Annotated in this window: 18 protein-coding genes; 11 read left to right on the top strand and 7 right to left on the bottom strand. The window is 66.5% G+C overall.

Features of this window, described 5'->3' with window-relative positions:
* Nucleotides 1–41: 41 nt before the first annotated feature.
* Nucleotides 42–317, bottom strand: coding sequence for a hypothetical protein (locus tag NL241_RS20135; RefSeq protein WP_487695283.1), 276 nt, complete (start codon nt 315–317; stop codon nt 42–44).
* A gap of 593 nt (nt 318–910) precedes the next feature.
* Here NL241_RS20135 and NL241_RS20130 point away from each other — a divergent pair.
* Nucleotides 911–2062: a GDSL-type esterase/lipase family protein gene (locus NL241_RS20130; protein ID WP_494394843.1), complete on the top strand. Its 1152-nt coding sequence runs from the start codon at nt 911–913 to the stop codon at nt 2060–2062.
* Nucleotides 2063–2322: 260 nt separating this feature from the next.
* Here the strand turns inward: NL241_RS20130 and NL241_RS20125 are convergent, their stop codons facing one another.
* Genes NL241_RS20125 through NL241_RS20115 form a run of 3 tightly spaced genes read right to left on the bottom strand, consistent with a single transcriptional unit; the run spans nt 2323 to nt 5837 of the window.
* The gene (locus tag NL241_RS20125; protein WP_494394842.1) at nt 2323–3408 is read right to left on the bottom strand and encodes an NADP-dependent oxidoreductase; all 1086 of its coding nucleotides are present in this window, start codon (nt 3406–3408) and stop codon (nt 2323–2325) included.
* A 41-nt stretch (nt 3409–3449) separates the two neighbouring features.
* On the bottom strand, nt 3450–5075 hold the full coding sequence (locus tag NL241_RS20120) for an AMP-binding protein (RefSeq protein ID WP_494394841.1): 1626 nt from the start codon (nt 5073–5075) through the stop codon (nt 3450–3452).
* 15 nt (nt 5076–5090) lie between these two features.
* Nucleotides 5091–5837, bottom strand: a complete 747-nt coding sequence (locus tag NL241_RS20115; protein ID WP_487695278.1) for a gamma-glutamyl-gamma-aminobutyrate hydrolase family protein — start codon at nt 5835–5837, stop codon at nt 5091–5093.
* A gap of 190 nt (nt 5838–6027) precedes the next feature.
* Here NL241_RS20115 and NL241_RS20110 point away from each other — a divergent pair, with 190 nt between their 5' ends.
* On the top strand, nt 6028–7584 hold the full coding sequence (locus NL241_RS20110; RefSeq protein ID WP_494394840.1) for an APC family permease: 1557 nt from the start codon (nt 6028–6030) through the stop codon (nt 7582–7584).
* A 40-nt stretch (nt 7585–7624) separates the two neighbouring features.
* Here NL241_RS20110 and NL241_RS20105 read toward each other — a convergent pair whose 3' ends face one another.
* Nucleotides 7625–8365, bottom strand: a complete 741-nt coding sequence (locus NL241_RS20105; protein WP_487695275.1) for a FadR/GntR family transcriptional regulator — start codon at nt 8363–8365, stop codon at nt 7625–7627.
* 192 nt (nt 8366–8557) lie between these two features.
* Here NL241_RS20105 and NL241_RS20100 point away from each other — a divergent pair, with 192 nt between their 5' ends.
* From NL241_RS20100 to NL241_RS20060, 9 genes are all read left to right on the top strand, one after another.
* The gene (locus NL241_RS20100; RefSeq protein ID WP_494394839.1) at nt 8558–9280 is read left to right on the top strand and encodes an SDR family NAD(P)-dependent oxidoreductase; all 723 of its coding nucleotides are present in this window, start codon (nt 8558–8560) and stop codon (nt 9278–9280) included.
* Nucleotides 9277–10548 carry a YlbE family protein gene (locus NL241_RS20095; RefSeq protein ID WP_487695271.1) on the top strand — a complete coding sequence of 424 codons (1272 nt, stop codon included), beginning with the start codon at nt 9277–9279 and terminating at the stop codon, nt 10546–10548. The genes NL241_RS20100 and NL241_RS20095 overlap by 4 nt, the downstream gene beginning before the upstream one ends.
* Nucleotides 10545–11291, top strand: coding sequence for an SDR family NAD(P)-dependent oxidoreductase (locus tag NL241_RS20090; RefSeq protein ID WP_494394838.1), 747 nt, complete (start codon nt 10545–10547; stop codon nt 11289–11291). The genes NL241_RS20095 and NL241_RS20090 overlap by 4 nt, the downstream gene beginning before the upstream one ends.
* A gap of 30 nt (nt 11292–11321) precedes the next feature.
* Nucleotides 11322–12263: an alpha/beta hydrolase gene (locus NL241_RS20085; RefSeq protein ID WP_494394837.1), complete on the top strand. Its 942-nt coding sequence runs from the start codon at nt 11322–11324 to the stop codon at nt 12261–12263.
* Complete coding sequence (locus NL241_RS20080) at nt 12263–13003, top strand: SDR family NAD(P)-dependent oxidoreductase (RefSeq protein WP_487695266.1); 741 nt, start codon at nt 12263–12265, stop codon at nt 13001–13003. Before NL241_RS20085 ends, NL241_RS20080 begins: the two co-directional genes overlap by 1 nt.
* 20 nt (nt 13004–13023) lie before the next feature.
* Nucleotides 13024–14502, top strand: a complete 1479-nt coding sequence (locus NL241_RS20075; RefSeq protein ID WP_487695264.1) for a flavin-containing monooxygenase — start codon at nt 13024–13026, stop codon at nt 14500–14502.
* Between the two features lie 110 nt (nt 14503–14612).
* On the top strand, nt 14613–16028 hold the full coding sequence (locus NL241_RS20070) for a glutamine synthetase family protein (RefSeq protein ID WP_494394836.1): 1416 nt from the start codon (nt 14613–14615) through the stop codon (nt 16026–16028).
* Between the two features lie 4 nt (nt 16029–16032).
* On the top strand, nt 16033–17199 hold the full coding sequence (locus NL241_RS20065; RefSeq protein ID WP_494394835.1) for a hypothetical protein: 1167 nt from the start codon (nt 16033–16035) through the stop codon (nt 17197–17199).
* 63 nt (nt 17200–17262) lie between these two features.
* Nucleotides 17263–18180 carry a LysR family transcriptional regulator gene (locus NL241_RS20060; RefSeq protein WP_494394834.1) on the top strand — a complete coding sequence of 306 codons (918 nt, stop codon included), beginning with the start codon at nt 17263–17265 and terminating at the stop codon, nt 18178–18180.
* Here NL241_RS20060 and NL241_RS20055 read toward each other — a convergent pair whose 3' ends face one another.
* Nucleotides 18181–19293: a PrpF domain-containing protein gene (locus tag NL241_RS20055; protein ID WP_494394833.1), complete on the bottom strand. Its 1113-nt coding sequence runs from the start codon at nt 19291–19293 to the stop codon at nt 18181–18183.
* A gap of 176 nt (nt 19294–19469) precedes the next feature.
* Nucleotides 19470–20858: an SLC13 family permease gene (locus tag NL241_RS20050; RefSeq protein ID WP_494394832.1), complete on the bottom strand. Its 1389-nt coding sequence runs from the start codon at nt 20856–20858 to the stop codon at nt 19470–19472.
* Nucleotides 20859–21178 lie beyond the last annotated feature (320 nt).

Genomic DNA, 21178 nt, shown 5'->3' with positions numbered 1-21178 from the left:
CGCATGGTGTTCGGACCCGCCCCGTTCATCGACAGTGACGCCTAGCTGCCGTAATCGTCGCGGCCGGTGTCCAAGGTCGGCTGAGGCGCCACCACCGGGGGAGTGAAGGGGTCATTGGGGGCGTTGGGGTTGGGCGCCTTCTCGGTGGGGCTCAGCGGTGCCTCCGTGGTCGTCGTGGTTGTGGTGGTGGTCGTGGTGGTCGACTCTTCGGGGGCGTCGCTCTCGCTGCTGCACGACGCGGTCAGGCCGATCATTGTTATGACGGCGACACCGCCCGCCGCTGCCGCAATGCGACGACCCAGACGATTCAATGCCATGTTCAGTCCTCTACTCGTTGCTACGTGGTATCTCCGGTCACTGCGATGGCCCGCAAACCCCGTGGACAGACCTATCCTAAGATCAGGATCGAGATCACGGGGTGTAACGCAACGCTGTCTCGGCGCATTCCCCCTGCTTCACCTTCCTCTACAGTGGTGCGAGCACCGACAAATCCGCCGAACCGGCGTTACCGTGCGGTGCATGACGATGACCGTTTTTGGTAAGAGCGACCGGTCAGAAAGTATCAGTTCCCCTGTGGCAGAGTTGTTTTCGGTCGACGGCACAGGCAGCGGCGGCCGCAGGGCCGTCACAGCGGTTCGTAGCCGGCACGTATCTTGGAGTAGCGCGGGGGTGGGCCTCAGTCACGTGACGAAACCGCCTACGCAGTCTCGACTCAGCGGCAAGGCGGTGGCTGGCTCGTTCGTGACAAGCCCTTGAAGGACGCGGCCGAGCGCTCCGAACTCGGACACGACGGTGAGGAAATGTCAGTGGGTGTCAAGTGCGAATCCCACGATAAGGGCAGCTCAGGGACCCTGTTCAGCCCGCGTCGGGGGACCCGTAGCGTGTCACTACGACCTCGAGGAGTCTCGGCATGATTTCGCATTCCATCACCATCGAGCTGCTCCGCGGACTCGCGGACCTCGAGGACACCGGCCGTGGCCTGCTTCCGCACCGCCTGCCGCGTGCCGCTCGGGCGCGATGCGACGACCCGCAACTGTTGAGTGCCGAAACGCAGCCCTCCGGTGTACGCCTGGTGATGCGCACCGCCGCGACCGTGATCGAACTCGACATATTGCGGACACGCGTGGTGCTGGTGGGCGTACCGCCGCGTGCCGACGGCGCCGTGGATCTGCTGATCGACGGTCAACAGGTTCAGCACGCGACGGTGTTCGGCGGCGACCTGGTGCGTATCGACCCGTCGACGGGCGCGACCGAGGTGGAGCCGGGCGAGGTGGCGACCCTGCGCTTCGACGGGCTGGCGCCGGGGGACAAGACAGTCGAGATCTGGCTGCCGCATTACGAACGAACGGAACTGGTGGCGTTGCGCACCGACGCGCCGATCACGCCCGCACCGGCGGCCCGGCCCGTCTGGGTCCACCACGGCAGTTCGATCAGCCAAGGCTCCAACGCGGAAACCCCCAGTACCACCTGGCCCGCATTGTCGGCCGCCGGGGCCGGCCTTGACCTGGTGAACCTCGGTTTCTCGGGCAGTTCCATGCTGGACCCATTTGTGGCCAGGGCGATTCGCGATCACCCTGCCGACCTGATCAGCGTGAAGATCGGCATCAACCTGGTGAACTCGGACCTGATGCGCCAGCGGGCGTTCGGCCCCGCCGTGCACGGGTTCCTCGACAGCATCCGCGACGGGCACCCGACCACACCGCTGGTCGTCATCGGGCCACTGCACTGCCCGATCCACGAATCCACTCCGGGGCCGGGCAGTTTCGACGTCGAGGCACTGGCGGCGGGCGTGGTGCGCTTCGTCGCGCTGGGCGACCCCGCCGACGCCGTGGTACCGAACCCGGGACTCCGTCGCCTCACGCTGCGCAGCATCCGCGAACAGCTCACCCAGATCATGACACGGCGTCGGGCCGAGGATCCACACCTGTCCTACGTCGACGGTCTCGATCTCTACGGACCCGGTGACGCAGCGACGCATCCGCTGCCCGACAACCTGCACCCCGATGCCGCCACCCACCGGCTCATCGCGGAGCGGTTCGTCGCACTGGCCCTGAGTCGGTAGCGCAGGAGGTCGGGTCCGTCAAACAGCCTGTCCGGGAACCTATTTCAAATAACAGGTGACTGGGGCTGTTCGGGTGTCGGCGCCGACAGCATGGCTGCCGGGCGCAGCAGCGAGCCGGTCCACGCCTTGGTCCCGGTGGAGAACACCTCGCCTGAAGTAGATCTCTTCGAGGACCGTGGGTAGTAGTCCGAGTGCCCCCGGGAGGAGGCCGGTAGCACAGCGTGATCACCCGCCGAGCACGGCCCGTCGACCGGTGAGGTCTATGCAGTGCAGTGCGACGGCTCGGCGATCTGCAGCAGCTGCTTGCCGAAGTTCTTGCCGTCGAACAGCCGGTTCAGGACGTCCACGGTATCTTCGAGATCGCCCTTCTGGAGGTCGTCGGCCCACACCAGGGCGCCGTCGCGGATCCACGTGGCGAGGCGGGCGGCCGCGTCGTCGAACTGGTCCAGGAAATCGGTGACGATGAAGCCGAGCATCTTGGCGCTGCGCACGGTGATGGTCGACAGGTTGGTCGGCCCGTAGGCGGTGGCTTCGTCGGAGTATCCGCTGGAGATCCCTCCGCACAGGACGACGGTGCCGCGCTGGGCGATGTTGCTGATGCCGGCCTCGAGGACCTGCCCGGCGACGTTGTCGTAGAACAGGTTCACCCCGTTCGGGGCCAGCTCGGCGATACTCTGCTTGATGTCTTGGGACTTGTAGTCGATGGTCGCGTCGAAGCCGGCGACCTCGGTGAGCCACCGGGTCTTCTCGGGGCCTCCGGCGATGCCGATGGTGGTGGCACCGGCAAGCTTGGCGAGCTGCCCGGCCACCGAACCCGTCGCCCCGGCGGCGCCCGAGATGAGCACCACGTCACCGGGTTTGGGCCGGCCCAGCTCCAGCATGCCGAAGTATGCGGTCAGCCCGGTGGTGCCCAGCACGCCGAGGACCGCGGTGGGGGCCAGGCCGTCGGGAATCCGGCGGGCCGCCGGCAGGTCTCCCGCGTCGCCTCGGATGTGTTCGAGCTCACCGACGGTGCCCTCGGCGAAGTGGCACAGCGCGTATTCCTGCCAGCCGAAGTTGCCGTGCACCAGCGTGCCCTCCGGTACACCGGGATGGGCGCTGGCGACCACCTCCCCGATGGCGTGGCCGCGCATGACAGCCCCCAGCCGGACCGGTGGGGCATAGGAGGGGCCGTCGTTCATCCAGCCCCGCATCGCCGGGTCGAACGCCAGCCAGAGGACCTTGACCAGCACTTGCCCGGAAGTCGGTGCGGGAGTGCGCTGTTCGTCGACGGTGAAATCGGATTTGCTGAGGGTCCACACGGGACGCTGGGTCAGCAGCATCCGGCGGTTGGTGTACTCGGCCATGGAGATTTCCTTTGCTCGGGGAATTACGGAAGGGGCGGGGCTCAGCCGCGGATCAGACTGGAGGTCTGCGCCCATTCGGCAGCGCGCAGTTCGGTCTTGAGAGTCTTGCCGGTGGACGTCTTCGGGAGTTCGGCCACGAATGCGATGTCCCGCGGGGCTTTGTACGCCGCCAGTCGTGTTTTCACGTGCGCGACGATGTCCTCGGCGCTGACCTGGGCCTGTGGGGCGGTCACGACGAAGGCCTTCGGGCGCTCACCCCATGTGTCGTCGGGAACCCCGACGACGGCGACCTCGACCACCGCGGCATGGGACATCACCGCCTGTTCCACTTCGACGGAGGAGATGTTCTCACCACCGGAGATGATGACGTCCTTGGCCCGGTCGAACAGCTGGACGTAGCCGTCGGCATGCCGCACGCCGAGGTCGCCGGAGTGAAACCAGCCGCCGGCAAACGCCTTCCGGGTCTGCTCCGGCTCCAGGTAGTAGCCCTTCATCACGATGTTGCCGCGCATGACGATCTCACCCATCTCGGATCCGTCCGCGCGCACGTCGACAAGCGGCCCGGTGCCGTTTTCGGCCGCCGGCCGGACGACGCGCATGTCGTCGGAGCAGAGCATGCCGACGCCCTGGCGGGCCAGTCGTGTTGCGAACTCGTCGCGGGGCAGTTGCTCCCAGCCGGGCTGCACCTCGCAGATCGCGTACGGTCCATAGGTTTCGGTGAGGCCGTAGACGTGTGTCACCGTGGCGCCCAGCCCGCGGACGGCCCCGATGGTGGCCGGGCTCGGTGGGGCACCCGCGGTGGTGATGGTGACGGGGTGGGCCAGCTCGTGCGCTTCGGGCGCATTGGTGAGCGTGGTCAGCACGGTGGGGGCTCCGCTGAAGTGGGTCACCGCCAGTTCGTCGATCAAGCGCCACATCGCGTCACCGCGCACCGCGCGCAGGCACACATGGGTGGCGGCTACCGCGGTGACTGCCCAGGGATGACACCACCCGTTGCAGTGGAACATCGGCAGCGTCCACATGTAGCGCGACTCGGCGGTGAAGCCGTTGTGCACCACTTGGTTGAGCGCGTTGAGGTAGGCGCCGCGGTGGGTGTACATCACACCTTTGGGTCGGCCGGTGGTGCCCGAGGTGTAGTTGATCGAGATGGTGCTGTCTTCGTCGTCGACCTCCCACCGCAGGGGATCGTCGGCGCCGCGGTTCAGCAGGTCGGCGTAGGTGGTGGCCGGCCACAGGCCGGCATCGTCGCCGTGCTCGTCGGGGAGTTCGACGATCTCCCGCACCGTGGCCAGGTCGGTCTCGTGCAGTCCGATGCGCTGCAGGTGGGCCCCGTCGGCGAACAGCAGCTCGGCTCCGGAGTGGTCGCAGATGTACTGGACTTCCGGCGCCGCGAGACGGGTGTTGATGGCCACCAGCACGGTGCCGGCCAGCGGGACCGCAAAATGGGCTGCCAACATCTCCGCGGTGTTGGAGGCCAGATACGCCACGCGTCCGCCGGGCGCCACCCCCGAGGTCCGGATGGCGTGGGCCAGCCGGGTGACGTGCGCCGCCAGCTGTGCGTAGGTGAGGCGGCGGTCGCCGTCGATGACGGCGATCTTGTCGGGGAACACCGATGCCGATCGGTCGAGAAATCTCAGTGGGCTCAGTGCGACGTCGAGGCCGGTCATGGGTTGTCCTCCTGGTTAGCAGCACGCGCTGACGGCCGAGGAGCGCTCGGCGCAGCAGTTGACGAAGTTTCGCAGCAGGTTTTCGGATCGAGAGTCGTTGAGCCACAGGATCTCCGGGTGCCATTGGACCGCCACCAGGTTGGCGGAGGCGATCTCGAACGCCTCCACCAGTCCGTCGTCGGCGGTCGCGGTGGCACGTGCATCGGGTGCCAACGTCAGGAACCCCTGATGATGTTGGCTGTTGACCTCGACGCGCCCGTCTGCACCCAACCACTCTGCCAGCCGGGTGCCCGGTTCGACGTGAACCGAATGGGCGGGCAGGTCGAGTGCCTCCTCGGAGACCCGGTGGGCCAGCGTCGTCCGGCAGTCGCGGGCCAAGTCGGCGATCAGTGTTCCGCCGAGTGCCACATTGGTCAGTTGTGCCCCGCGGCAGATCGCCAGGACCGGGGTGCCGGCCTGGAGCGCGATGTTCAGTGCGGTGATCTCGTTGTCGTCCAGGGCGCGGGGGCCGGCCTCGATGAGTGGGTCGGCGCTGTCGCCGCCGTACAACTCGGGGTTGACGTCGGATCCGCCGAGCAGGACGAGTCCGTCGGCCATGCCGATCAGTTGGTCGAGATCTGTTCGCGGGTAACGGCAGTCGATGGTCAGCGGGGCTGCTCCGGCGGCGACGATACCCGCCAGCATCGCCCGCCAGTGGTGGTAACGGCGCAACACGTCGAAATCCATGGTGACGGCCACTACGGGCTGTCGCGGTTGGGTCATGACACCCCTTCTTCGAAAGGTGGACCCGCGCTGTACCGCGGGCCCAGCGAGCATATCCACCGCTTTAAGGTCTAGTCAATGGTTCTTTTGCCGACACGGTATGCGCCAGGTCACATTTATGGTCTACTAATTACTTCTTTAGTCCATTTGGGCATTGTCTCGAACATCAAACAGCAGGAAGGGATTCGACGTGAACGCTGACCAGACAGGGCCGAGCGGGCTGGTGCCCCAGGCGGCCGAAAGCCCCGCACATCTCAAACGAGGCGCCGTCGGTCTCGCCGGCGTCGTGTTCATGGTGGTCGCCTTCTCGGCGCCCATCTCGGCGATGACCGCCAACCTGCCCGTCGCGGTCGGATTCGGCAACGGTGCCGGAGCCCCGGCCGGCTTCATCATCGCCACCGTGGTGCTGACCATCTTCAGCGTCGGGTTCGTGGCACTGGCCCGGCACATCACCGCTGCCGGTGCGTTCTACACCTTCGTCGCGCGGGGCTGGTCCAGGACGCCGGGCCTGGCGGCGGGGGTGATGTCGATGTTCGTCTACATGATCATGGAAGCCGGCGTGATCGGGCTCTTCGCCACCTTCGCCCAGCAGGCCGCGTCGACCTACCTCGCGGTGGACGCGCCCTGGTGGGTGTATGCCCTGGTGGCGGTGGCAGCCATCGGCGCCCTGTCACACCGCGACATCTCGGTGGCGGCGAAGGTGCTGGGCGTCGCGCTGATCGCCGAGATCGGGATCCTCACCCTCACCTCGGTCGCCGGCTTGATCCAGGGACCGGGCATCGCCTGGAGTTCGCTGAACCCGGTGGCCGCGGTGCACACCAACGGCGTGGCCGGCGGGGCGGTCGGCCTCGGCCTGCTGATGGCGTTCTGGTGCTGGGTCGGGTTCGAGGCCACCGCGATCTACGGCGAGGAATCCAAGGATCCGAAACGGATTGTTCCGCGCGCCACGATGATCGCGGTCATCGGGATCGGGGTCTTCTACACCTTTGTCGCGTGGGCGGTGATCAGCGCCAACGGTCCACAGCAAGCCGTGACGCTGGCTTCGAGCGCCAGTCCGTTCGAGTTGCTCTACACCCCGGCTCGTGAGTACGTGGGGCCGTGGGCGGTGACCGCGTTCGAGCTGCTGGTACTGGCGGGCACGTTCGCGTGCGCGCTGGCGATCCACAACTCTGCCGCCCGGTACCTGTTCGCCTTCGGCCGGGATGGTCTGCTGTGGAATCGTCTCGGTCAGGCCCATCCGCGGCACGGCTCCCCGTGGATCGCGTCGTGGACACAGTCGCTGTTCACCGTGCTGCTCATCCTGGTCGCGGTGCTCACGAAGTCGGATCCCTATCTCATCCTGTTCACCCTGGTGGCCATTCTGGCCACCCTGTGCCTCCTCGTCGTGCAGGTGATGTGCTCGATCTCGGTGATCACCTACTTCCACGTCCAGAAACAGCACCCCGAGACGGCCGGCGTGTGGCGCACCCTGGTGTGTCCCCTCATCGGCGGTGTGGGGATGGGGTTCGTGATCTATCTGATGGCGTCGAACATGGCCGTGGCGGCTGGTGCTGCTTCGGAATCGCTGTTCTTCAAGTCCATTCCGTGGATCGTCATCGGTCTTCTCGTCGGCTCACTGGCGACGGCGACCTACCTGCGGCGGGTGCGGCCCGACCTCTACAGCCGCATCGGCCGCACCGTCTTCGACGACGCGGAGCTTCCCGTGGAGAGCGCCTCGGCTGCCGACGGCGATCTGATCCGGGAGTGAGGGCGGTGGGAGGTGGCGGCGGTACCGCCACCTCCCACCGTCAGCGCTGGCGCAGCCAGGACTCCACCGTCTGGCGGGTGGTGTTGATGTGTTCGGTCATCTTCGACGACGCCAGTTCCGGGTCCTTGGCCTCGATCGCGTCGACGATGGCGTCGTGGAAGTCGTTGGCGTTGGGCTCGACGTGGTGGAAGATCGCCCCGACGGGCAGCCACATGGCGCGGCGGGCGTTGGCCACGGCATCGAACAGGTACTCGTTGCGGCAGGATTCGGCGATCTTGAGGTGGAACGCTGAATCCAGCGACTGCCACTCGGTGATGAGGTGGGGGGTGTTGGTGTCGGACAGTGCCCGGGCGATGTGAGCGTCCATGGCGGCCAACAGTTTGCGTAGCTGGGTGACATCGGTGGCGCGTCGGCGCTCGGCCGCCAGCCGGGCCGCACCCGACTCCACGATCACCCGGTAGTCGAAGGCGTTGCGAAGGGTCACCCGGTTGTCGCGCATCGCCCGCCGCGCCGCGGCCTCGTCGTGCGGGGGGGCCAGCACGGTGACCCCGCCGTTGCGGCCGCGCTTCACCGACACCAGGCCTTCACGGTCGAGGATGGTCATGGCGGCACGGACCACGGTGCGCGAGACGTCCAGCATCTCCGAGAGGTCGCGTTCGGTGGGCAGCTTGTCACCGGGCTTGAATCTGCCCAACTCGAGGGCGCGCCGGATCTGATCGACCACCAGCTCATGTGCAGGGATCTGCCGTACCCGGCTGAGCTCGAGCTGCTCCAGTGTCATCGGCCGACTTCCTTTCGGTGTGGTCTCAGATTAGCCGATCAAGCAGCTTCTAAGTGCATTTGAACCAGTCAATAGTCCACTGCATCTCTGAACCCCCACTTACATCTTAAAGAACTAAAGACTTGACCTTTAAGTGTTTAAGTCGCATGCTGGACCGACAAGCGATCGACATCTCCAGAAGGGATGAAGAGGTTGAACACCTTGGTCATCGTCACCGGCGGAGCCGGTGTCATCGGGCGGGCAATATGCCGGCGGCTGGCTCGCAGCGGGTACCGCCCGGTGGCCGCCGACCTGCCCGCAGCCCTGCGCAGCGGCGACCCCGAACGCGCCGACATCCCCGAAGTGGCGATGGACATCACCGACCCCGGCAGTGTGCAGCGCGCAGTCAGCGAAGCCGTCGCCGAAGGCGAGACGGTGTCCGGTCTCGTCAATTGTGCTGGTGTACTGCGCGATTCCTTCCTCGGTGAACTGGACGAGTCCAAGCTCGAACTCATGTTCCAGGTCAACATCGCGGGCACGGCGCGCGTCACCAACGCCGTTGCCCCGCTGCTGGGCGAGGGCAGCGCGATCGTCAACGTCGGCTCACTCACCGGTCACTTCGGCCGGTTCCGGGGCGCGTCCGTCTACGGCGCCACCAAAGCCGGGATCGCCGCCTACACTCGCTATCTCGCCGAAGAGCTGGCCCCCCGCGGTATTCGTGTCAACAACGTCGCACCCGGAGTCATCCGCGCGCCCATGAGTGCCTCGATGGCCCGGGTCTCCGGCGGCGAGGAAGCCAGCGCGGCACACGCCATGCTCAAGCGCATCGGCGAACCCGAAGAGGTCGCCGACGCGGTGGAATTCCTGCTGTCGCCGCGCGCGTCGTACATCACCGCGCAGACCCTGCTGGTGGACGGGGGGACCGTCGCATGGTGACCGCAACACAGCCGGCCGCCGGTCAGATGAGCGTCGAGCAGGCCAATGACGAAGCCTTCCGGCGTCTCGACGCCGCCGACCCCTGGGTGGTGGACGTCGCCACCGCCGGCGATGTGCTGCCCGGGTACCGGCCCAACCTGGTGTTGACCTCCGGTGCGCCGATGCCGTGGCAGAACTACACCGGAGGCCAACGCGAAGCGCTGATCGGCGGGGCCCTGTTCGAGGGCCTGGCATCGACCCGCCAGGAGGCCATCGCCGGGTTCGCCGACGGCAGCATCGAGATCGGCAGCTGTCACGACTACGCCGCGGTCGGTTCGCTGGCCGGCATCTACACCGCCTCGATGCCGGTCTTCGTGGTGGAGAACCGGACCCACGGCAACGTCGGGTTCTGCAACTTCTACGAGGGCAAAGAACCGCGCCGCCTCAACTACGGCTGCTACGACGCCGGGGTGCACGAGCGGCTCCTGTACGTCAACACGGTGCTGGCGCCGGTGGTGGGCGAGGCCATCCGCCGCCGCGGCGGAATTGCACTCAAACCGCTGATCGCGCGCGCCCTGCGCATGGGCGACGAGGTGCACAGCCGCAACGCCGCCGCCTCGGTGCTGTTCAACCGGGAGATCCTGCCCGCCATCCTCGACATGGTGACCGACGGCATTCCCGGCGTGCGCGAGACCATGCTGCACCTGGCCGAGAACGACTACTTCTTCCTGCGGCTGTCGATGGCCGCCGCAAAGGCCTCTGCCGACGCCATGGCTGTCCCGGGTTCCACGCTGGTCTCCGCCATGGCCTTCAGCTGCCGGGGCTTCGCCATCAAGCTCGCAGGCCTCGGCGACACCTGGTTCGAGGGACCCCCGCCGGTGCACGAGGGCAAGCTCTTCGACGGGCACACCGAAGACGAGATCACCTGGATGGGCGGCGAATCGCCGATCACCGAAACCGTCGGACTGGGCGGTTTCGCGCAGGCCTGCGCGCTGTCCCTGCAGGACTACCAGGGTGGCTCACCCGAGGTGATGATCGAACGCAACCGCGAGATGTACCGGATCACCCACGGCACCAACACTTCCTACCGCATTCCACTGTTCGCCTTCGAAGGCACCCCCACCGGCATCGACGCCCGCAAGGTGCTGGCCACCGGCATCTCACCGGTGATGGACGTGGGCCTGGCCGGGCGCGATGGCGGCCAGATCGGCGCCGGGATCATCCGGGCCCCCCGCGAATGCTTCGAGGCCGCCCTCGACACCCACACGGCCACCTACGGGCCGTCATGAGAACACACGCGCTGACGTTCGCCGGTACCTCCGCGGTGGTCACAGGCGCGGCGTCCGGCATCGGCGCGGCCACCGCGACCCTGCTCGCCGACGCCGGTATCCGCACGCTGGCACTGGACCTCACCGCGCCGCATCACCGCCGCGCAGACGATCTGCTGGTCGGCCGCGCCGTCGATGTCCGCGACGCCGCTGCCCTGAAAAGCGCACTGCAGCAGGTGTTTCCGGAGGGCAACCTGCACTATGTGGTGAACTGCGCCGGGGTGCCCGCGCACACCGGGTTCCGGGGTGTCGGCGCGGGGGACTGGCACAGGGTCCTCGACGTCAACCTGATCGGCGCCTACACCGTGATCGACAGCTGCGCCGACCTGCTGGCCGCTCCCGCCGCGATCGTGAACATCACGTCGATGGAGGCCACCCGGGTGATCGCGCTGACCAACCCCGACCCGAACCCGCAGTACGCCGCCTCCAAAGCCGCGCTGGCGATGCTGACGAAAACCGCCGCCAGAGCCCTGGGCCAGAACATCCGGGTCAACAGCATCGCCCCCGGTTTCGTCGCGACACCCATGGCCGCCGAGCACGGCGACACCACCACCCTGCCGCCGCAACTGGCGGCCCGCACCGTCGTGAACCGGTGGTCGCAGCCGGCCGAGATCGCCGAGGCCGTCGCGTTCCTGCTCAGCGACCAGGCGAGCTTCGTCACCGGCTCCGACCTGCGCGTCGACGGCGGCTTCGCCACCACCTGACCGTACTGCGGCCCGACAGAAGGAGATTCGATGCCCATCGATCCGACAGCCCAGAAAATGCTCGACGACGCCCGCGCCTCGGGCCGGCCCAACGCCCACCTGCTGCCGGTCGAGACCGCCCGCGCCAACTTCGAGGCGACATTCGGAGCCCTGGCCAAGCCCGACGTCGCGCGCGCCGTCGACGTGCTGATCCCCACCCGCGACGGCGACAAGATCCGCGGTCGGGTGTACCTGCCCGTCGAGTCCGGCGATCTCCCGCTGACCCTCTACTACCACGGTGGCGGCTGGCTGCTGGGCAGCATCGACTCCCACGACACCACCACCCGGTCACTGGCGCTGTCGTCCCGGTCAGCGGTGCTCTCGGTGGACTACCGCCGCGGGCCCGAATATCGTTTCCCCACTGCCGTGTACGACGCGATCGACGCCCTGCACTGGGCGCGCAGCGACACCGCGGACCTGCAAGCGCTGGGAATCGACCTGACCCGGGTGGCGGTGGCCGGCGACAGTGCCGGCGGCAATCTGGCCGGCGCGGTGGCCCTCGCCGCGCGTGACAGCGCCATCGACCCCCCGCTGCGCCACCAGTTGCTGATCTACCCGAGCGCCACCAGCGACCTTTCGATCGGCTTCGATGACGCCTACGAGGGCGTGATGCTCGAGCGCGACGAACTGAAATGGCACCAGCGCAACTACTTCCGGACCCCAGACGACGCCGCCGACCCGCGGGCGTCCATTCTGAACGCCGTCCACCACGGTTTGCCACCCACCACCGTCATCCTCGCCGAATGCGACCCCATCAAACCGCAAGGGGTGCTGCTGGCGCAGGCGTTGGAGGCCGCGGGCGTCGACCTCGACACCCGCGAATACCCGGGGATGATCCACGGTTTCTTCGGGCTCGACGAGATTTTCCCCACCGCCACCGACGCGATGACCTACGCGGGTGCGCGTCTCTCGGATGCTCTGGAGCCCCGCTGATGACCCGCACCGCGGTGGTCACCGGCGCCAACGGAGGTATCGGTGGCGCCATCACCAGCCGTCTCCACGGTGATGGTGTCCGTGTCATCGCCACCGACGTCAATCCAGTTCCCGCACAGAGCCTCCCGGACGGCGTGACGTATGTGCCGTTGAACCTGCTCGACGCGGGGGAGGGATTCGAGCAGGTGTTCGCCGAGGTGGGCGACGGCGGGCTGGACCACCTGGTCAACGCGGCGGGGCTGGCGATGTTCGACCGGGACGGCTCCATCGTCGATCACGAGGACGAGGTGGTCTGGGACCACACCCTGGGGGTCAACCTGCACGGGCTGCGGCGGCTCACCGTCGGGGCACTGCCACATCTGCGCCGGGGCAGTGGCAAGAGCATCGTCAACGTCGCCAGTGTGGCCGGCCTGCGCGGTATGGACTCTCCGCTGGATGCTTATCAGGTCAGCAAGGCCGCAGTGGTGTCGCTGACGCGCGCCCTGGCGCTGCGGCTGGCAGGGGAGGGCATCCGGTGTAACGCGCTGTGCCCCGGCGCAATTCTCACCCCGATGATCGAGCCGATCTATCAGCGCTCGCCCGAGCGCCGCACCGACATGGAGCGGCGCACACCGCTGGGGCGACTCGGCATGCCGGCCGACGTGGCCGGCGCCGCGGCATTCCTGCTCTCCGACGATGCCGCCTTCATCACCGCCACCGAACTCGTGGTCGACGGTGGCTGGTCCGCCCAACTCAAATAGTCGAACAGAAGGTGATCTCAATGAACACAGACGGGGCTTATCGGCCACGCGTGGCCATCATCGGTGCCGGATTCAGCGGCATCGCCGCGGCGGTCGCCCTCAAGAGACAGGGAATCGACGACTTCGTGATCTTCGAACGCTCAGCGGGACTGGGCGGGACCTGGCGGCACAACACCTACCCGGGTGCCGAAGTGGACCTCGAATCACACATCTACTCGTTCTCCTTCGAGCGGTACGACTGGACTCGCACCCATGCCGGCTGGCGGGAATTGTTGACCTATCTGCAGTACGTCGCGCAGAAGTGGGACCTGTTGCCGCACATGCGCTTCAACGAGCAGGTCGAGCAGGTGAGCTGGTCTGACGAACGCCAGGACTACACCGTGAGGACTGCTTCGCAGGCCGACCACGGTCGCTTCACGGCGGTCATGAGCGCTGTCGGTTTCCTCAACACACCCGCCAAACCGCCCTTCGTCCGGGAGGAACACGATTTCACCGGGCCGGTGTGCCACACCTCGGAGTGGCGCGACGGGCTGGACATGGCGGGCAAATCGGTCGGGGTGCTCGGAACGGGTTCCTCGGCCGTCCAGATCGTCACCGAGGCCGAGAAGGTGGCCTCCGCCGTCACCGTGTTCCAGATCGAGCCCAACTGGATGCTGCCCAAGGAAGCCCGCGACTTCAGCCCACTGGAGCGCAGGCTCAACCGGCTGTGGCCGGTGTACGCCTACCGCAGGGTCAAGCTGTACGTCGACTACGACGTGCGCCAGCACCAGGCCCGGCATGCCCGGCCCGACAAAGCGCTCAACAGGAAACGCCGGGCTGCTGCACTGGCCTATCTGCACCAGGAGATGTCCGATCGCCCGGAGCTGCTCGAACTTCTGACTCCCGACTTCCCGATGGAGGGCCGCCGGACCGTCATCAGCGACACCTACTATCGGGCGCTGAAGAGCCCGAAGGTCAGGCTGGTGCCGCACGCGGTGAAGGGGCTGTCGGCCCGCGGCGCGGTGGATGCGGACGGCGAAGAACACCAGCTCGACATGATCGTGCTCGCCACCGGATTCCAGGCCCATCAGTACCTGAGCACCTACAAGGTGTCGGGGGAGAACGGCGTCGACCTGCACGAGCGGTGGGCCGACGGAGCCGAAGCCTTTCTCGGCACCATGGTGCCCGGCTTCCCGAACTTCTTCATCATGTTCGGCCCGAACACCAATGTCGTTCCGCTGGTGGCGTTCTACGAAGCGCAAGCGAGATTCTCGGCCGGCCTGATCGCCCGCGCTGCCCGCGAAGGCAAGCGGCGGATCGAGGTGCGCCGGTCGGCGTTCTACATCTACAACGACTGGGCGCAGAACCTGCTGGCGAAAACGGTGTGGGCGACCACGGAGAGCTACTTCCGGGCCGGCGCGAACCGCACCGGGAAGGTCATCTCCCAATGGCCGAGCAGTCCCACCCTGTACCTGCTGGCGATGCGACTGCTGCGCCGCATCGCGACGACGCTCACCTGAGCCAGTAGCGAACCTTGACCCAGATCACAAAACCACTATAAAATAGACCTTAAGCACATCACGGCCCAGCCGGCCGCCGAGACGCCTCAGGACGATTCCAGGAGAACCTCATGACAGTTCGATTCGATGCCTCGGTGACCACCGGTGCCCCCAGCACCAACGGCCACCGCCGGCCGCGCGGGGTGTGGTCGCTGTCGGCGCTGCGCGAAGCGGTGGACGACGGCAGGATCACCAAGGTGCTGATGGTGGCCGCCGACAACATCGGCCGCCCTCTCGGTGAGCACTTCCCGGCCCGGCGCTTCCTCGATCACGTCGACGATCCCTCGTCGTTCCGCATCCCGCTCATGGTGTGGCAGCTCGACGTCGAGCAGGACCTCAACCCCGACCTCGAGCACGTCGGTGGCCTGAGCAACGGCGGTCCCGACTGCTTCTTGCGGCCCGACCTCGACACGCTGCGGGTGCTGCCGTGGATCCCGGATACCGCGTTTGTCATCTGCGATCCCATCCTGGCCGACGGAACGGTCCTCGAGATCGCTCCCCGGCAGATCCTCAAGCGCCAACTCGACCGCCTGGCCGTACACGGCGCCACGGTGCAGTGCGCCTCGGAACTGGAGTTTTACCTGTTCGGGCAGAGCTACGAGGACAGTTGGGAGTCCGGCTACAAGAGCCTGACGCCGGCCTCGCGTTTCAAGGCGGCCTATGATCCGCTGGCCGCGGTGAACAACGAACCGTTCATCAACGCGGTGGTGGACCAGATGGAACTTGCCGGCGTCGAAATCGAGGCGCTGTCATGCGAATACGGCATCGGCCAGCAGGAGATCAACCTGACCCACACCGACGCCCTCGAGATGGCCGACCGCCATTTCATCTACAAGTTCGGCGTCAAGACCATCGCCACCAGGATGGGCAAGTCGGCCACGTTCATGGCCAAATGGGACGGCGCCGACGTGGGCAGCTCCTGCCACATCCACACCAGCCTGTGGTCCAGCGACGGTGCCACTGCGTTGGGCGACAGTCCGCTGTTCGACGGGTTCGTCGCCGGGCTGGTGGCCGACGCCCGCGAACTGTGCCTGCTCTATGCGCCGAACCTCAACTCTTACCGGCGTTTTCAACCGAACTCGTTTGCGCCCACCACCGTCGCGTGCGGCAACGACAATCGCACGATGTCGTTCCGGGTCATCGGCGAGGGGCCGATGCGTCGGGTGGAGAACCGCATCCCCGGCGCCGACGTCAATCCCTACGTCGCCATCGCGGCAGCCGTCGCGGCGGGTGTCAACGGTATCGAGGCGCACCGCCCGTTCCCCGACCTGGTTGACGGCGATGGCTACGCCCGCCGCGACCTGCCGCAGCTGCCCACCTCGCTGCCCGAGGCGCTGGCACTGTTCGGTGACAGCGATTCTGCCAAGCGTGCTTTCGGTGCCGAGGTGCACAACCATCTGCTCACGGTCGGACAGGGCGAGATGAACGCCTTCCTCACCCAGTCGGTGACTGATTGGGAGCAACGCCGCTACTTCGAGCGGACGTGAGAGCTTGTCGCAGGCACTGACTTACAACAACCTACTGGGACACCTGGTCCGCAGCGACCCCTGGCTGGAGCAGGGGCAGTCGAGCTATGAACTGGCCTTCGCCGCGCTGGACTCGGCCGACTTCTCCCGCGCCAGAGACTACGGAGCGATCACGGTCCAAGAGGCATCGGAAGCCTATGAACTGTACGCGTTATGGCTTGATCAGATTCCGCAGGTGCTGTTGGACAACGGTATTGATCAAAATCTGCTGAGCCGTTCGATGAGCCAGCTCGTCTCGACCATCGGCGATCACGACCTCGATACGGGTTGGTCAACCTATCAAAGCCTCATCGAGGCGTTCGCCGACGCATGCCACAACGGCGACGGCTCCCTGGCACGTAGTCTCCTCGACGAGGCGCGCGGCACCTGGCAGCACCATCACGACCGCGCCTGTGACACCATCTGCGGGCTCCTCGACGTCGCGGCGGCCGCCATGGGGGAGGCGTTCATCGGCGAGCTGTGGGACATCCTGCTCGCGGGAATGTACGAGCGCTCCGCGCGGGTGTACCACCCCGCCAATCTGTCCTGGGCGCAGGCGGTGGAACGATTGGTGCTCGACATCTTCGAGGCGACACGCGGACATCTCACCGGTCCACGTCGGGACGGCGCATTCTCCGTCGTCGAGGAGGAATCGCGGTGGGTGATCACGTTCGCCCCCTGTGGATCGGGTGGTAGAAGTTACGCACCGGAACCGGTCGGCCCTGCTGCAGCGCACCCGGCGGACGCGGCCGGTGCACGTTCGGTGACCACCGAACGGCATGATTGGGCCTGGAACCGCACGGGTGTGTGCCTGTACTGCGCGCATTGCTGCCAACTGCAACAACGTGCCCCGATTGCGCGACTCGGCTTCCCACTTCGGGTGATCGATCCGCCGATCCAGGGGCAAGACCCGGTGTGTACATGGTCCATCTACAAGGACCCGGCCCGCGTCCCGGACAAGGCTTACACCAGCGTAGGGTTCGAGGCGCCGGCGCGCCGCGAGCCAAACACGCACACCGGGCGCGCCGACTCCTGCGCGGTACGGCCCGCCGACGTAGTTCACCATCCGCAGCGACGCGAAGGCTCGCACGGAGTGATACCCGCCGCGAGGCACAGTGGGTCCTCGTGCGGTGCACCAAGAGCTCGGCCGTAACCTGGGGTGCCGGAACCGCGCCGGTCGGAGGTGCATTGTTTCGCCGATACCACGGAGGTCGACATGCTCGACATGAACAGGCTGTTCACCCTTCGTGAGGTGGCTCAGCACGGGTCGATCACTGCGGCCGCAGAAGCGCTCGGTTACACGACGTCGGCTGTGTCACAGCAGATTGCGAAGCTGGAGAAGGAGGCTGGACAGCCGCTACTGGAGCGACATTCCCGCGGGATCGTGTTGACCGATGCCGGCCGTGCGGTAGTCCGCCACACCGAACGCATCCTGATCGAGCTCCAAGCCGCAGACGCCGAATTGGCGGAGATTCGGGGCCTGCGTGCCGGCGTACTAGCGATTGGGACGTTCCCGACAGCGGGGGCGTCATTGCTGCCGCTCGTGGTCAAGGAGTTCAAGACCCGCCACCCGGGTGTCGAACTGACAGTCCTCAGTGGCCGCTTCAATCAGCTGGTGGACGCACTGCGGCGGCGTGAGACGGAACTGTCGCTGCTCTGGGACTACGAGTGGAATCGCGTCGATGACCCGACGCTTGTCTGTCACCACTTGATGAACGATCCCACCATGCTGTTGGTTTCGGATCGGCACCGCCTCGCTGACCGGGATTCTATTCGGATCCAAGAACTTCGGGACGAGTCGTGGGTGGTGCGCGCAGACGATCACCCGGTAGCGCAGACCCTCGAGAAACTCTGTCAGCAAGGCGGTTTCACACCGCGCACCAGTGTATTCGCGCATGATTACGGTGAGGTGCAGGCCATGGTGGCCGTCGAGTTGGGTGTTGCGATTGCTCCCCGGCTGGCGGTTCTGAACCCGCGGCCGGATGTCCGGTCCATCGCTCTGGCGCGGCCCCCTCAACGCAGGATCTTGATCGCGCACCTCGCGGAGCGGCGGCTCAGCCCGGCCGCGCAGGAAGCCATCGCGGTGAGTGCGGCGGCAGCTCACCGCCTGGAGGATGGCTTCAGAACGCCATGATCATCGGGCGGCGCCGATCAGGTCTCGAGCGGGTTCGGTCACGAACAGCTCGGCCGAGGCGATGCGGCGTGCCGCGCGGTGCAAGGTCACCGAGTCCAATGTGCCGTCGACAGAGGCGGTCAGATCGACGTGGAGAACTCCGGCCGGTGTTCCGAGACGGATCGAATTTGATTGGCCCACAGTCATGACCGAGGATACAGTTCCGCCTCTGACGGTCGAAGCCGCTGCCACGGCGACGGCAGACGTGAGCCCGATTGCGGGATGTGGGGCCAACATCGACAACATGCGGACCGACACGTCGTAGTCGCCCGCTCTGATCAACTCACCGGTGTTGGTCCGGTAGTCCCGCGGCGGACCGACGATTCCCACCTTGGGGATGGCATGCGATATCGGATCACCCGGTTGGCTCAGTCCCATCCGCAGCGACGATGCCCGCCGAAGCTCGACCAGCAGGGGCACGTGATCGGCGACGACCGAATTGTCCTCGGCGCCGGTCAATCCGACGTCCGAGGCGTCGAACAACGTCGCCGGCGCGCCGGCGGTGACCATAGTGGCGGTGTAGCCGGCCCCCGCCACCGTCACACGGTCGACGGTGTTGCCGGTGGGCAGCAGCGTGCCGATAGAGCAGGCAAGGCCGGTGAACGTCAAGCCCACCGGAACACCGAGGGCGCTGGTCCCGGGCACGGTGGCGTCACCCTCGGTGGGGACCGCGCGGTTCGGCGTGGCGATCTCCGCCATGAGTACAGCGCCGGTGTTCTGGTTGCGCATCCGCACCGTGGTCATCACCGGATCCACCGCGACGAGCCCCGACTGCAGGGCGAACAGGCCGATGGCGGTGGCGCAGTTGCCGCAGTTGCTGCCCCACTCCACCCGGCGTTCACCGATGGCGACCTGGGCGAAGAGATAGTCGATGTCGATCCCTGGGGTCTCGGAGCGGCGCACGATGGCCGCCTTGGAGGTTGTCGAACTACCGCCGCCCACGCCGTCGAGCTGGCGGGGGTCGCCCGACCCGAAGGCCGAGGTCAGCATCGCGTCAAGGCCGCCTGCTTGGGTCAGCAGCGGATCGACGTCCACTGCGTTGAACAGCCAGCATTTGCTGGTGCCTCCGCGCATCCATGTTCCTCGGAGAGTGAACATCGGTTCCTGCCTTTCGGATGAAGTGGCCATGCTGGTTGACCCGATGCAGCTGCGAAGTGGCCGTGTATTCAGCCTGGCGCAGATCGGGGTGAAGAACAATCAGGAATATGTGGATGAGGGTTCAGCTGAGCTAAACCCTCATCCAGGGTCGATCAGAGGAAGCCGGGCGCTACGACCAGCAGCAGCCAGCACAGCGCCGGTGCCACCGCGACGACGATGCCCGCGTTGAGCAGCAGCTGGCGGTAGAACCGCGGCCGCTCGATGCCCTGGGCGTTGGCCAGCACGAGCGCGCCGTTGGTCGAGAAGGGTGACACGTCGACCACGGTGGCTGAGATGGCCAGCGCCGCAACCAAACCGACGACGGGCAGGGCGCCGGTCTGCAGCAGCGGCAGCGCCAGTGGGATCACGGCCGTCAGCAGCGCGGTGGAGGAGGCGAACGCCGAGGTCACTCCGATCACGTAGCAGAGAACGACCGCGACGACCAGTGGAGCGCCGATGGTGATCGCCATTTCCGCCAGGTGGTCGATGGTGCCGATCTCCTGCATGAGCGAGATGTAGGTGACCATGCCGGCGACGAGCAGGACGGTGGACCAGCTGATTCCTGCGATGGCCTCGTTCTGCTTGGACAAGTCGGTGAAGGCCAGGATTGCGCCTGCTGCGATGGCGATGAAGCTGATGGGCAGGTGGAACACCAGGACCAGGACGAGGACCGCGGCGATCAGGAACAGCGTCAGCTTCTGGACGAATGTCACCGGATGGACCTGGGTCTCGACGAGGACATCGGTCTGTGCAGGGCGGGTGAGCACCTGGGTGCTGGTCCCCCCGGACGCGCCGCCGCCGGTAGGCGCGGCGGGACGGACGGTGGATGCACCGGTTCCGCCAGGGGTGCCGGTGGTCGCCGCCGCGGAGCCGGTGGCGCTGAACTCCAGGTTGCGGGTCCGGGCCAGTGCGGCGTAACCGATCACGGTGAGCACGGAGAGAAGCAGGTTGATCCCGTAGCTGGACAAGAACAGGGTCCACGGGCTGATGGTCAGACCGCTGGATTCAACGATGTCGCGGACCAGGACGCCGGACACTGAAATGGGGGAAAACGCCCCGGCGTGGGCTCCGTTGATTGTCATGATGCCCATGACGAGCGGGCTCATTTTCGTCCTGGCGGCGAAGGACATCGCCGCCGGGCTGATGAGCGCGACCGCGGCCGGGCTGAACGTTCCCAACGCGGTGAGCACTGAGGCGGAAAAGAAGAACACCCACGGCACGATGGTGACCTTGCCCCGGACGGCCCGGATGCAGGCGTTCACCATCAGGTCGATGGTTCCGTTCTTCTTGGCCATGCCGAAGAAGTAGGTGACGCCGATGATCGTCAGGACGATCGAGCTCGGAAACGCGGCAAGGATTTCCTTGTCGTCGTAGCCGAGCATGAACGCCCCGACGCCGAAGGCGCCGATGAAGCCCAGGATGCCGATGTTGATGGGGAAGAACGTCGCTATGACGAACATGGCCACCAACGCGATCAGTGGCAGTACTTCGACAGAGGTCATGGCTTTCTCTCAGTTCCAGGGAGGTGGCGCGAAGGACGATTCGGCGGCCACACTGGCCGGGGGTGCTGCCCGGGAATCGACGTGACATCACCGGGGAACGCAGCGGCGCTGGTGGGCCAACTGAGTCGTCGCGTGCCGCAGTTTGGTCCGGAATCAGCAGAAAACGGCCGGCGGCCTGGGTCTACGTCGCCGGACCATGAATCCCGATGACCCCGGCTGAGGGGAGCAGCTGTGTCCTCTGGCATGTCACATCCTTCGTTGATCATTACGCAGATCACACTAGGAACGGCACGCCTTTACAACAATCTCGAATTTCTCCA

The organism is Mycolicibacterium sp. SMGY-1XX (genome assembly GCF_059132455.1).
Note: the sequence above shows the minus strand (reverse complement) of the source record. Positions and strands in the feature narration are given on the sequence as shown.